The sequence below is a fragment of the Pseudomonas baetica genome (assembly GCF_019733355.1).
In the GTDB taxonomy this organism is placed as follows: domain Bacteria; phylum Pseudomonadota; class Gammaproteobacteria; order Pseudomonadales; family Pseudomonadaceae; genus Aquipseudomonas; species Aquipseudomonas baetica_A.
The window spans coordinates 39973-52314 of record NZ_JAIHLQ010000044.1 but is presented as its reverse complement, the minus strand read 5'-3'; the positions used below and the strand labels follow the sequence as shown (position 1 = coordinate 52314).

The window sequence follows — 12342 nt, the reverse complement described above, 5'->3', positions numbered from 1 at the left end:
CCTATAGGACAGGTGCGTCCGCAGTATGGAAATTAAGGATTAATAAGTGCTTAAAACAGGCTTATTCATCGAAAAAAGTCGATATTTCTAGAGTTTCAGCGAAGTGCTCTCTTTTTTACAGCCTGACGCCCGATTTGCTGGAAAAAGAAGGTCTTACTTCAGACCTTCCCTTACTTTGCAAATTGCAATGTCCTGAGAAGTTCATCTTTTGTAAGTGATTGAAAATAACGAATTTATTTGTTGTTGGTGAATGGCACGGTCACTGCAGTTCCCGTTGTGACCAGTTGTAACACCATTTTTCATGCCTGGAGCAGAACAACAATGAATAGATCCTCTGATGGGCTTTATCCTGCCTACGAACAGTCCAGCAGCGTTTCAGGTGTGTCCTGGGGCGCCATTTTCGCAGGTGCCGCGGCAGCCGCGGCACTGTCGATGATTCTGGTGCTGCTGGGCTTTGGTTTGGGCTTCTCTGCCGTTTCACCGTGGGCCGGGGAGGGCGTCAGCGCCAAGGGCTTGGGCATTTCGACCATCATCTGGTTGGCGGTGACGCAAATCATCGCTTCCGGCATGGGCGGTTATATTGCCGGTCGTCTGCGGGTGAAGTGGGCAAACATGCACGGTGACGAGGTTTACTTTCGTGACACCGCCCATGGTTTCCTCGCCTGGTGTGTGGCAACGCTGGTGACGGCGATCCTCGTGGTCGGTTCGGTCAGCAGCGTCATCAGTGGCGGCGTGCAGGCCGGTGCCAGTGTGGCCAGTGGCGCCGCCAGCGCCATGACCCAAGCGGCCGGTACTGCGGCAACGAACACCAACAGCAATCAATATGGCTACTTCATTGACAGCCTGTTCCGTGATGATCGCCCAGCCTCCGTCAGCGATGACGCCGCTCATGGTGCGGTGGCGCGGATCTTCGCGCAAAGCCTGGCCAATGGTCAGCTCAGCGCCGAAGACCGTACCTACCTTGCCCAACTGGTCGCACAACGGACCAACCTGACTCAGGCCGATGCTGAGCGTCGTGTCGATGAGGTCTACGCTCGAACCCAGAAAGCCATCGCCGACGCCAAGCTCAAAGCCCAGCAAGCTGCCGACACCGCCGCCAAAGTCGCTGCCTGGACGTCGCTGTGGATGTTCATCGCGCTGCTGGCCGGTGCCTTCTTCGCCAGCCTCGCGGCCACGTTCGGCGGTCGCCGCCGGGATGCGGTCGAGTACGTCGAAATCGATACCTACGCCACCACCACACTGCCTCCAGTCCGTTAAAAAGGGAGAATCACCATGCGCTCACTTCTGCTGTTTTTCCTCGGTGTACCGATCCCGATCATCATCCTGATCGCGCTGTTCGTGCACTGATTGCTTTATTGAGGCTTATGCCTCGGCCGCTTCCACCTTCGGGTGGAAGCGGCTTTTTGCTTTCTGGACGGCCAACGGCGAGAATCGCCGGCGGAGGTGGATTGGCCGCTTTCACTGTTAGTTAAGGATGAGCACGTTGGACAAGAAGGAAATCAAGCGGCAACTGGTCGAGATGCTCGACGCTGGCCGCTCTAAAACCGAAATCTTCAAGGCGCTCTCGGGTGGGAACGTCAAGGATCGGGTGTTGGCTGCATGGATTGGCGGCCGGCCTGACCCCGCTCTCAGAGAGCGTCATTCACTCAAGGTCACGATTCTGGTGGTGCTGACCTGCATTCAGGCATTGATCGGCGCCTTTGCCGGGTTCTTCCTGTTTTATGAAGTCAGTGCGGGCATGGCCCTGATAGTCATGCTGTTGGCGGGCGGCATTCCCTTGTTGTTCGCCTGGGGCTTCTACAAGAACATTGCTGCGGTTTACACCGTCTACGTGATCCTGACGATCAGCCAGTTGTCGCGCATGTTCAAAGGCTTCGATGAAGACCCGGTGTCTACCCTGATCGGCGTTGGCATCACCCTGGCGATAGTGGGCTACGCGGCCTGGCTGAAAACTCTGCTGTTTCCGGACCTGGGGTTCATCGGCGCGAAAAAGATCAAAGGGCAGTTCGTCTTCTCCAACTGATCGTTGAACAATCCGACTGCTTTCACTGGCCTGGATCAATGTTTTTCCTGGCGATTTCGCCTAACTTAAATGATCCAGGCCTTTGCTGAGGAATGAACTACATTGCTTGTCGCGCACCTCGCTGTGCTGACGAAGTATCCGCGTCGACGCCCTAATCACAGCAAAAAATGCGTCGACAAGGTGTAGTGCAGCAAGGAGCTGACACAACCTCAACCGAACCTTCACGGATGAACACCGCAATGCACTGCCTAGAACGAACCTTTGATATCCAGCCCTTGGCCCAGACGGATATGACCGTCCACATCAACGGTCAACCGATCTCCGCCGCCATCGGCGAAACCGTCCTCAGCGTTATTCAATCCCTCGGTGTGCGTCAGATTGCACGCAACGATCATGACCAGATCACCGGCGCCTACTGCGGCATGGGCGTGTGCCAGTGCTGCCTGGTGAAAATCAATGGCCGGCACAAACGCCGCGCCTGCCAGACCGTCGTGCGTGACGGTATGCAGATCGAAACCCAGGTCAACCGCATCGCCGGGCAGGAGGTCGTATGAGCCTGCAACCGGTCATCGTCGGCGGTGGGCCGGCGGGAATGGCAGCGGCCATCGAACTGGCGCGCCACGGGGTGCGCTGCACGTTGCTCGAAGAAGCTTCGCGCCTGGGCGGTGTGGTCTATCGCGGCCCGCTGCGTGATGGCGTGCAACTGGATTATCTGGGGCCGCGTTACGCTGAAGCGTTGGGCAAACTGCACGGCGACTTCCAGGAGCAAGCCGGCCTGATCGACGTGCGCCTTAACCATCGTGTGGTCGGCGCCGAGGGCACCCGTGCACTGGTAGTGCTGGATGGCGACGAGCAACTGCACGAGATCCACTACCCGCAATTGCTGCTCGCTGCGGGTTGCCATGAACGCAGCGTGCCGTTTCCCGGTTGGACGCTGCCGGGGGTGATCATGCTTGGCGGTCTGCAACTGCAAATCAAGAGTGGCGTGGTCAAGCCGCAGGGGCCGGTGGTAATCGCCGGCACCGGGCCGTTGCTGCCGCTGGTGGCGACTCAGTTGCACGCTTCTGGCGTGAAGGTCGCGGGGGTGTATGAGGCCTGTGCATTCGGCAAGATCGCCCGCGAGAGCCTGGCGCTGCTGAACAAGCCGCAACTGTTCCTCGACGGCTTGAGCATGCTCGCTTACCTGAAACTGCACGGCATCGCGATGAATTACGGTTGGGGCGTGGTCGAAGCCCACGGCGAGGGCGAACTGAAAAGCGTCAGCGTCGCCCCGTACTCGGCCACTTGGGAACCGGACATGTCCCGCGTCGAGCGCTTTGAAGCCAAGACCCTGGCGGTCGGCTACGGATTCATTCCTCGCACCCAACTCAGCCAGCAAATGGGCCTGGATCACGGCTTTAGCGACGACGGTTACCTGCGCGCCAACGCGAACATCTGGCAGCAAAGCAACGAACCTCATGTGCATCTGGCCGGCGACATGGGCGGCATTCGCGGTGGTGAAGCGGCAATGCTCGCCGGCAAGATCGCCGCGACGTCGATCCTGCTGCAACGCGGTGTTCTCGACGAGGAACTGGCCCGCGTTCGCCGTGATCGTTATCTGGGCAAACTCAAAGCCATCGTGCGTTTCCGTGCGGCGGTGGATCGTTATACCGAACGAGGCGTCGGCCAGACCGCGCTACCGGCTCCAGACACGGTGATCTGCCGTTGCGAGCACGCCACCCGTGCCGACATTGATCGTGCGCTGGAGCAGGGTGTTCAAGACATCGCCAGCCTGAAAATGCGTACCCGCGTAAGCATGGGCGATTGCCAGGGGCGCATGTGCGTCGGCTATTGCAGTGACAGACTGCGCCAGGCCACCGGGCGCAAGGACGTCGGTTGGCTGCGCCCGCGCTTCCCGATTGATCCGATCCCTTTTTCCGCGTTTCAGAATATCGGCACGGAGGCCGCTTCCCATGAGTAAGTTCTATGACGTGGTCATTGCGGGTGGCGGCGTAATCGGGGCGTCCTGCGCCTATCAATTGTCCAAACGCAAAAACCTCAAGGTCGCGCTGATCGATGCCAAGCGTCCGGGCAACGCGACCCGCGCTTCGGCCGGCGGTTTGTGGGCCATCGGTGAGTCGGTAGGGCTTGGCTGCGGGGTGATTTTCTTCCGCATGATGTCGGCCAACCGCAAGCGCGAAACCCAGGGCGCGGCGGTGGCGGTGGACGCCAGCACGCCGCACATCCTGCCGGAATCGTTCTTCGATTTCGCCTTGCAATCCAACGCGCTTTACCCGGCGTTGCACCGCGAGTTGAAGGACAACCACGGCATGGATTTCAAGTTCGAAAAGACCGGCCTGAAATTCGTGATTTATGACGACGAGGATCGGCTCTACGCCGAACACATCGTCGGCTGCATTGCGCATCTGGCCGATCAGGTGCGCTGGCTTGATCAAGCCGCACTGCGCGAAGCGGAACCGAGCGTCAGCCATGAAGCGCGCGGGGCGCTGGAGTTTCTCTGCGATCACCAGGTCAGCCCGTTCCGCCTCGCCGATGCCTACATGGAAGGCGCGCGGCAGAATGGCGTCGACATCTTCGTCAACACCAACGTCACAGGCGTGTTGCACCACGGCACCCGCGTGACCGGCGTGCAGACGACCGAGGCGGGTGTGTTCCACTGCAAGACGCTGATCAACGCGGGCGGCGCCTGGGCGGCGGATTTGAGTGAGTGGGCGACCGGCATCCGCATCCCGGTGAAGCCGGTAAAAGGCCAGATTCTGCTGACCGAGCGCATGCCGAAGATCCTCAACGGTTGCCTGACCACCAGTGACTGCTATGTGGCGCAAAAGGACAACGGCGAGATCCTGATCGGTAGCACCACCGAAGACAAAGGCTTCGATGTCACCACCACCTACCCGGAAATCGCCGGGCTGGTGCAGGGCGCGGTGCGCTGCCTGCCGGAGATCAAGGACGTCAATCTCAAACGCACCTGGGCGGGGTTGCGTCCGGGGTCGCCGGATGAGTTGCCGATCCTTGGGCCGATGCGCGGGGTGGAGGGCTATCTGAATGCCTGCGGACATTTCCGCACCGGCATTCTGACTTCGGCGATTACCGGTGTACTGCTGGACAAACTGGTCAACGATGAGCCATTGCCGTTGGACATCACGCCGTTTCTGGCGGATCGGTTTGAAGTGGCACCGGTCGAGCCAGCGCTCGAATTAGAGATGGCCTGACCTAAGCAAGCCAGTTCCCACAGTGATCGAGTCGTAGCAGCATTCTGTACACGACGCGAAACCCTGTGGGAGCGGGCTTGTCCGCGATGGCGGCCCGCGCGGCGCCTGATTCTCAGGCCTGGCGCGATTCCTCTTCCAACTGATCCGACTCAAACAAACGCGCCAGTTCTGCCCGGGCTTCCTGGGCGGTTTGCAGGACTTTGGCCGCGTCGTCGTAGACCGCGTGTTGCGCCTCCAGCACCTGTTCGTCGTGGTGCTTGAAGCGCTTGATCCGCGCATCGGCCTGAGCGTGTGTCAGCCCAAGACCGACCAACGTGCGCCGGCTCATTTCCAGGCTCGAATAGTACGTCTCTCGAATCGCTTCAGCGCCGATATCCACCAAGCGGTGCACATGCTGACGGTTACGCGCCCGGGCGATGATCTTCATGTGCGGGTAGAGCTTGCGCACGATCTCCGCGGTCTTGATGTTGGTGTCCGGATCATCCGTGGCAATCACAAAATATTCCGCCTCGCCGACCTTGGCGGCGTTGAGGATTTCCGGGCGCATCGGGTCGCCATAAAACACCGGCACGCCACCGAAACTGCGCGACAGTTCGATGGTTTCCACCGAGGTGTCCAATGCCACGAACTTGATGTTCTGTGCCCGCAGAATCCGCGCCACGATCTGGCCCATCCGGCCCATGCCCGCAATCACCACGCGCGGTGCATCGGTTTGGATTTCACGGAATTTTTCCGGCACCTCCACCGGTTGCACTTTGGGGCTGACCAGTCGTGCGCAGACCAACAGCAGCAACGGCGTCACCGCCATCGACAGGGTGATGGTCAGCACCAGCAAGTCGTAAAGGCGCGGCTCGAACAGGCCCTGATCGCGGCCGATCTTGAACACCACAAAGGCGAACTCCCCTCCGGCAGCCAGGACGATACCGAGGCGAATGGCACTGACTCTATTCAACCCACCCGCCAGACGCCCCACCACAAACAGCAACGGCAGCTTCAGGCCGATCAGCAGCAGCGTCAGCCCCAATACCGTGAATGGCGCATTCAGCAGCAGGCTAAGGTTGGCGCCCATGCCCACACTGATGAAAAACAGCCCGAGCAGCAGGCCTTTGAACGGTTCGATCTGCGCTTCCAGCTCATGGCGATACTCCGAATCCGCCAGCAGCAGACCGGCAAGAAATGCCCCCAACGCCATCGACACACCGACCAGATCCATCAACCACGCCGTGCCGATCACCACCAGCAATGCCGTGGCGGTGGACACCTCCGGCAAGCCGGTTTTCGCCACCACTCGGAACACCGGACGCAGCAGATAGCGCCCGCCCACCACCACCACAGCGATCCCGCCGAGTACCTGTAACGCGTGATTCAGACTTTCGGCGCTACTGGTGTTCTCAGCGCTGCCGGCGAGCATGGGCACCAGCGCAATCAACGGGATCGCGGCGATGTCCTGAAACAGCAAAATCGCAAACGCCAAGCGCCCGTGAGGGCTGGTCAGTTCCTTGCGTTCAGCAAGGCTTTGCAGGCCGAACGCGGTGGACGACAGCGCGAGGCCAAGGCCCAGCACAATCGCGCTGTTGAGCGGTTGGCCGAAGACCGAGAGCGCCAGTACGCCGATTACCGAGGCGGTCAGCAGCACCTGCGCCAGACCAACGCCGAACACCGATTTGCGCATCACCCACAACCGTCGTGGCGACAACTCAAGGCCGATGATGAATAGGAGCAACACCACGCCCAGTTCCGAGATATGCGCAACGCTTTGCGGATTGCCGATCAGGCCCAGCACCGACGGGCCGATGATCACCCCGGCAAGCAGATAACCGATCACCGCGCCCAGTTGCAGGCGCTTGGCCAGTGGCACGGTGAGTACGGCCGCGAACAGAAACACGACAGCGGCTTGCAACAGATTGCCTTCATGGGGCATTGATTGACTCCTGACAGCGGTACGGCGGGGGCGACAAGGATAAGGTCTAGGCAGACCTCCAATCCACTGAAGATCCACTGTGGGAGCGGGCTTGCTCGCGAATGCGGCGGGTCGGTTGAAATAGATGTCACCTGACACATCACCTTCGCGAGCAAGCCCGCTCCCGCGGCGAGATCTTCGTGAAGCCTGTAATAATTTGCATCAATTGGTTACATTAATAATCTTTGTGAATCAATCCGCCGAGTCCTGCCATGGCCATCAACTTCGATCTCAACGACTTGCAAGCCTTTCGCGCCGTGGTCGAACAGGGCAGTTTCCGCAAGGCCGCCGACACCGTACGTCTGTCGCAACCGGCGCTGAGCCGGCGCATCGAAAAACTCGAAGACGCGCTTGGCGTAAAGCTGTTCGAACGCACCACCCGAAAAGTCAGCCTGACCCAGGCCGGGCGCGGTTTCATGCCCAGTGTCGAGCGTTTGCTGGATGATCTCGACGTGGCGTTGCTGGGGATCAGCGAAGTTGCCTCGACCCGATTGGGCCATGTCACTGTCGCCTGCGTGCCGTCCGCCGCTTACTACTTCATGCCGCGGGTGGTTGCCCGTTATCACCAGCAGTTCCCGCGGATCAAAGTCAAAGTGCTCGATTCCAGCGCTCACGACGTCCTCAGCGCAGTGGTCAACGGCGAGGCGGATTTCGGTTTGAGTTTTATGGGCACACAGGATGCCAAAGTCGATTTTGAACCGCTTGTGCAGGAGTGCTATGTGGTTGCCTGCCGGCGTGATCATCCGTTGGCCGGACGCAACAGCGTGACGTGGGATGAGTTCTATCAGCAGGACTACATCTCGCTGGACAAGACGTCCGGCAATCGTTTTCTGCTCGATCAGGCGTTGAGCGGTGTGGTGCCGCAGCGCCAAAGCATCTGCGAAACCCGGCATGTGACGACAATGATTGGTCTGGTGGAGGCCGGTCTAGGTGTGGCGGCGGTACCGATGATGGCGCTTCCGGGGCCGGATCATCCGATCCTGACGCGGGTGCCATTGACCGACCCGCAAGTGATGCGCAGTGTCGGTATCCTCAAGCGCCGGGGTCGCACATTGACCCCGGCGGCGTTGGAACTGGAGCGGCTGGTGGTGGAAATGAAAGTCCAGCCGCCAACGATCAAGGCTTGACCGAATCCATCCCGGTGGCCTGCACGTCAGCCTGGGCGGCCGGTGCAGCGAGGTAGGCGAGTAGCGCCTTGGCTTCTTGCGGATGCTGTGCGCCAACTGGAATCCCGGCAGCAAACCGCGTGACCGACTGCACCGACTCAGGAATCTTTGCCACAAAACTCACCCCCGGCACCGGCAGCAACTCGCTGACCTGCTGAAAGCCCAACTGATAATCGCCCGTGGCAACGACCGAGCCCACGGGGATTTTCGTGATCATCTTCGCTTTTGGTTTCAGTTGATCTTCGATGCCCAGTTTCTTGAACAACTGCTGCTCGATGTATACACCGCTGGCGCTGTCGGAGTAGGCCACCGATTGTGCGTCGAGCAGGGTTTTCTTCAGGCCTTCGACGCTGCTGATGTCCGGTTTCGGCGCGCCTTGGCGCACCGCCAGGCCGATCCGCGAATCCGCCAGTTCAACGCGTGAGGCCGGGTCGACTTTGCCCTGTTTGATCAAGTCGTCGAGCGCGTAGCCGACCATGATCACCACGTCGGCCTGTTCGCCGCGCGCCAGGCGATTAGGGATCGCTTCCGGGGACTTGCCCATCGACGGGCCAAGGGTGGTGTCGAGCGTGTTGCCCGTCGCGGCGGCAAATTTTGGCCCGAGGATTTTGTAGGCGGCGGTGAAGCCGCCCGAGGTCATCACCCGTACCTCTTCGGCGTGTGCCAGTGCGCTGAAAGCGAGGAGGGCGAGGACAGTCAGGTTGAACAGTTTTTTCATGGCGATACGTTCCTTAAGCAACGGCAGGTTGCAGACGGCCGCCGGCGCGGCGATACAGATAGAGGGTGGCGCACAACGCGCACAGTGCACCGATGCTCATCCAGTAACCCGGCGCGGCTTTGTCGCCGGTGTACTGGATCAGGAAGGTGGACATCGCTGGGGTGAAACCGCCAAAAATCGCGGTGGCCAGGCTGTAGGCGAGCGAGAAACCGGCGACGCGCACCTCCACGGGCATGATCTCGGTGAGGGCTGGAATCATGGCGCCGTTGTACATCCCGTAGATAAACGACAGCCACAACAGCGACAGCAACATGTGGCTGAAACTCGGTGCCTGCACCAGGTAGGACAGCGCCGGATAAGTCGTGGCCAGCGCCAGCAGCGACATGGCGATCAGCAACGGGCGACGGCCAATGCGGTCGGACAGCATGCCGCCAATCGGCAACCAGAAGAAGTTCGACACGCCCACCAGCAAGGTCACCAACAGTGCGTCGGAGGTGCTCAGGTGCAGCACGGTTTTGCCGAAAGTACGGCGCGTACACCGTGATCAGATAGAACGCGGTGGTGGTCAGGGCGACCATCAGCATCCCACCGAGCACTACGCCCCAGTTTTGGCCGAGAGTGCGGAACACTTCTTTCATGCTAGGGCGGTGTTTGCGCGCCGCAAACGCTTCGGTTTCCGCCAGGTTACGGCGCAGCACAAAGATGAACGGCACGATCATGCAGCCCACTAAAAACGGAATGCGCCAGCCCCAATCGGCAATCACGTCCGGCGCCATCCACGCGTTCAGCGCGTAGCCCAGCGCGGCGGCAACGATGATTGCCACTTGCTGGCTGGCCGACTGCCAAGCGGTGAAAAAGCCTTTGCGACCGAGCGTGGCGATTTCGGACAAATAAACCGAAACCCCGCCCAATTCGGCACCGGCCGAGAAGCCTTGCAGCAGCCGTCCGATCAACACCAGTGCGGGGGCGAACAGGCCAATGGTTTCGTATCCGGGCACCAGCACGATCAATATCGTGCCGCTGGCCATGATCGATAGCGTAACGATCAACCCTTTGCGACGACCGACGTCATCGATGTACGCACCGAGCACGATGGCCCCCAGTGGGCGCATCAAAAAGCCTGCGCCGAACACCGCAAAGGTCATCATCAGAGAGGCGAATTCACTGCTCGCCGGAAAGAACACCGCCGCGATCTGGGTGGCGTAGAAACCGAACAGAAAGAAGTCGAACTGTTCGAGGAAGTTGCCCGAGGTCACCCGGAAAATGGCGCCGGCCCGCGAGCCGCCGTGTGGGATTGAGGCTGTCATGACAAAGTACTCCACCGCTTTTATGACGTGCGCTACGGGGAAGCGGCGCACGGTTTTTATTGGGGTGGATAGTGGCGCAGGTGTAACAATCTGTTAATTGCATTGTTGGTATGGATTGATGCGCAAAGCGGATCAGTGAGGGGCGCTGAACCGCTCTGGGATCTGGCTTGCAGCGATGGCATAAGTTTTGCCAATCAATCCATTGAACCTGTCGGCCTCTACTGCTGACCGTTTGCTTGCTCAGCGGCATTGCGAACGGTGAAGCTGCCATCCCAGTGCGGATCAATCCGCCGGATGCGCTCGTTCAGCTCAGGGTGGGTAGCGAACAGGCGACTCAGCGGGTTCGAGACGCCCGCGCTGAAATACAAGTGACTGTACTCACCGGCTCGGGCAGCACTGATAGATGAACCTTGCGCACCGATTTTTTTCAGGGCGCCGACGATGCTCTGCGGATTGCGCGTGAATTGCACCGCGCTGGCATCCGCCAGGAACTCGCGTTGGCGACTCACTGCTGCCCTGATCAGGCTGCCGAAAACATTACCGATAAATCCGGCAACGCAGAGCACCAGACCGAAAACCCCCAGCAGAATCATGATCCCCGAATCACGTTTTTCACCTTTATTACTTTTGAGTTGATTGGCGAGAATATAGGCGCCCGCAATCCCGAGGATCAGCAGGCCGTAGACAACCGCTACAAGTTGAGTGTTTAGCCGCATGTCACCGTTATAGATGTGGCTGAACTCATGGGCGATCACTCCTTGCAGCTCGTCTCGGGACAACAGTGAAATTGCGCCCTGGGTCACGCCGATCACCGCATCTTGGGGGGTGAACCCCGCCGCGAAGGCGTTGATGCTTTCTTCCGGCAACACATACACCGCAGGCACGACGGTACCTGAGGCAATCGCCATTTCCTCGACGATGTTCATCAGTCGTTGCTCATCCAATGTGTTGCCGTTGTCGCTGATCAATCGTCCGCCGAGTTTCTGGGCGACCACTTTTCCGCCCGCCCGCAGTTCGTGGTATTTCAGCAGGCCGCCGATCAGAACGATGCCGCTGACCACTGATGCAATGACGGCCATCGCCATGAGCGCATCCAGCAGGCTGCCGGTGCCGCTCAGGTAATTTTCGAATCCATGGAAGACGAAAGGCAGGCTGGTGAGGACTGTCAGAGCCAGCAGCGACAAGATCATCAGGTTCACCAAGCGTGTCGTCTGGCGTCTGGCCCTGCGTTGATTTTCAAAAAAATTCATGGGCCGTCCTTGGGTAACGAGGGTTAGAAAGAGACTTTCGGGGCGACCTTGATGGCCAGCGTGTCAGCAAATTTCAGCGGAGCCGCATCGGTACCATGACCGAAACCGGTTGCCAGCAGCACCGCAGGGAAACCCTGTTTGAGGGTGTTGTAGGTCATCACCGCATCGTTGTAAGCCTGCCGCGCAAAGCTCACTTTGTTTTCGGTGCTGCTCAGCTCTTCACTGAGTTGCTGCATGTTCTGCGAGGCCTTGAGATCGGGATAGGCCTCCAGCGTCAGGTGCAACCGACCCACCGCGCTGCTGAGCGTGCTGTCCGCTTGGCCCAACTGCTCGATGTTTTTTGCGTTGCCCGGTTGCGCTTGCGTGGCCTCAAGTACGGCCACTGCAGCGTTGCGCGCAGCGATGACCGCTTCGAGGGTTTCGCGTTCGTGGGCCATATAACCCTTGGCAACGGCCACCAGATTGGGGATCAAGTCGTAACGGCGCTTGAGCTGGACTTCGACTTGGGCGAAAGCATTCTTGATTTCATTGCGCCGCGCCACCAGCGAGTTGAAAAGGCTGACGGCATAGAGGGCGCAGAGTCCGAGCAAAACCAGACTGACGACGAGATAGGTTTTCACGGTGATGTCCTTGTTCACGCGGTGCGATTTTGCGCGGCATGGTAGCGCAAAAAAATCACGCTGACAGTGGATCGAGCTGATTACAC

11 protein-coding genes and 1 pseudogene are annotated in these 12342 nt (G+C 59.5%); 7 read left to right on the top strand and 5 right to left on the bottom strand.

Annotated elements, in window-relative coordinates; all coding sequences use genetic code 11:
- The 6 genes from K5E40_RS28855 to hcnC form a co-directional block, all read left to right on the top strand.
- Positions 1-218 (top strand): hypothetical protein (locus K5E40_RS28855; RefSeq protein WP_221733643.1); only part of this gene is annotated, 218 nt, incomplete at its 5' end.
- 103 nt (positions 219-321) lie between these two features.
- Positions 322-1257 (top strand): hypothetical protein, encoded by a 936-nt coding sequence (locus tag K5E40_RS28850; protein WP_221733642.1) that lies wholly within the window; start codon positions 322-324, stop codon positions 1255-1257.
- Positions 1258-1483: 226 nt separating this feature from the next.
- On the top strand, positions 1484-2023 hold the full coding sequence (locus K5E40_RS28845; protein ID WP_221733641.1) for a hypothetical protein: 540 nt from the start codon (positions 1484-1486) through the stop codon (positions 2021-2023).
- Positions 2024-2262: 239 nt separating this feature from the next.
- Positions 2263-2577: a (2Fe-2S)-binding protein gene (locus K5E40_RS28840; RefSeq protein ID WP_221733640.1), complete on the top strand. Its 315-nt coding sequence runs from the start codon at positions 2263-2265 to the stop codon at positions 2575-2577.
- Positions 2574-3983 (top strand): cyanide-forming glycine dehydrogenase subunit HcnB, encoded by a 1410-nt coding sequence (gene hcnB, locus K5E40_RS28835; protein ID WP_221733639.1) that lies wholly within the window; start codon positions 2574-2576, stop codon positions 3981-3983. Before K5E40_RS28840 ends, hcnB begins: the two co-directional genes overlap by 4 nt.
- Positions 3976-5235 carry a cyanide-forming glycine dehydrogenase subunit HcnC gene (gene hcnC / locus K5E40_RS28830; RefSeq protein ID WP_221733638.1) on the top strand — a complete coding sequence of 420 codons (1260 nt, stop codon included), beginning with the start codon at positions 3976-3978 and terminating at the stop codon, positions 5233-5235. Before hcnB ends, hcnC begins: the two co-directional genes overlap by 8 nt.
- A 112-nt stretch (positions 5236-5347) precedes the next feature.
- Here the strand turns inward: hcnC and K5E40_RS28825 are convergent, their stop codons facing one another.
- Entirely contained in the window at positions 5348-7156 is a 1809-nt protein-coding gene (locus K5E40_RS28825; RefSeq protein ID WP_221733637.1) for a monovalent cation:proton antiporter-2 (CPA2) family protein, read from the bottom strand.
- 251 nt (positions 7157-7407) lie between these two features.
- Here K5E40_RS28825 and K5E40_RS28820 point away from each other — a divergent pair, with 251 nt between their 5' ends.
- A complete protein-coding gene (locus K5E40_RS28820) occupies positions 7408-8322 on the top strand; it encodes a LysR family transcriptional regulator (RefSeq protein ID WP_221733636.1) in 915 nt (304 codons plus the stop codon).
- On the opposite strand, the gene K5E40_RS28815 is transcribed toward K5E40_RS28820, so the two are convergent.
- From K5E40_RS28815 to K5E40_RS28800, 4 genes and pseudogenes are all read right to left on the bottom strand, one after another.
- Positions 8312-9079, bottom strand: coding sequence for a substrate-binding domain-containing protein (locus K5E40_RS28815; RefSeq protein WP_221733635.1), 768 nt, complete (start codon positions 9077-9079; stop codon positions 8312-8314). The two genes, K5E40_RS28820 and K5E40_RS28815, sit on opposite strands and share 11 nt — an antisense overlap.
- Positions 9080-9092: 13 nt before the next feature.
- Positions 9093-10386: pseudogene (locus K5E40_RS28810) on the bottom strand (MFS transporter).
- A 218-nt stretch (positions 10387-10604) separates the two neighbouring features.
- On the bottom strand, positions 10605-11636 hold the full coding sequence (locus K5E40_RS28805; RefSeq protein WP_221733634.1) for a M48 family metallopeptidase: 1032 nt from the start codon (positions 11634-11636) through the stop codon (positions 10605-10607).
- 23 nt (positions 11637-11659) lie between these two features.
- Positions 11660-12256 (bottom strand): LemA family protein, encoded by a 597-nt coding sequence (locus K5E40_RS28800; RefSeq protein ID WP_311775986.1) that lies wholly within the window; start codon positions 12254-12256, stop codon positions 11660-11662.
- Positions 12257-12342 lie beyond the last annotated feature (86 nt).

What these genes read in the sequence shown, in the direction of transcription:
- K5E40_RS28850 (WP_221733642.1), top strand. Translation starts at nt 322, where the DNA reads ATGAATAGATCCTCTGATGGGCTTTATCCTGCCTACGAACAGTCCAGC.
- K5E40_RS28840 (WP_221733640.1), top strand. Translation starts at nt 2,263, where the DNA reads ATGCACTGCCTAGAACGAACCTTTGATATCCAGCCCTTGGCCCAGACG.
- hcnB (WP_221733639.1), top strand. Translation starts at nt 2,574, where the DNA reads ATGAGCCTGCAACCGGTCATCGTCGGCGGTGGGCCGGCGGGAATGGCA.
- hcnC (WP_221733638.1), top strand. Translation starts at nt 3,976, where the DNA reads ATGAGTAAGTTCTATGACGTGGTCATTGCGGGTGGCGGCGTAATCGGG.
- K5E40_RS28825 (WP_221733637.1), bottom strand. Translation starts at nt 7,156, where the DNA reads ATGCCCCATGAAGGCAATCTGTTGCAAGCCGCTGTCGTGTTTCTGTTC.
- K5E40_RS28820 (WP_221733636.1), top strand. Translation starts at nt 7,408, where the DNA reads ATGGCCATCAACTTCGATCTCAACGACTTGCAAGCCTTTCGCGCCGTG.
- K5E40_RS28815 (WP_221733635.1), bottom strand. Translation starts at nt 9,079, where the DNA reads ATGAAAAAACTGTTCAACCTGACTGTCCTCGCCCTCCTCGCTTTCAGC.
- K5E40_RS28805 (WP_221733634.1), bottom strand. Translation starts at nt 11,636, where the DNA reads ATGAATTTTTTTGAAAATCAACGCAGGGCCAGACGCCAGACGACACGC.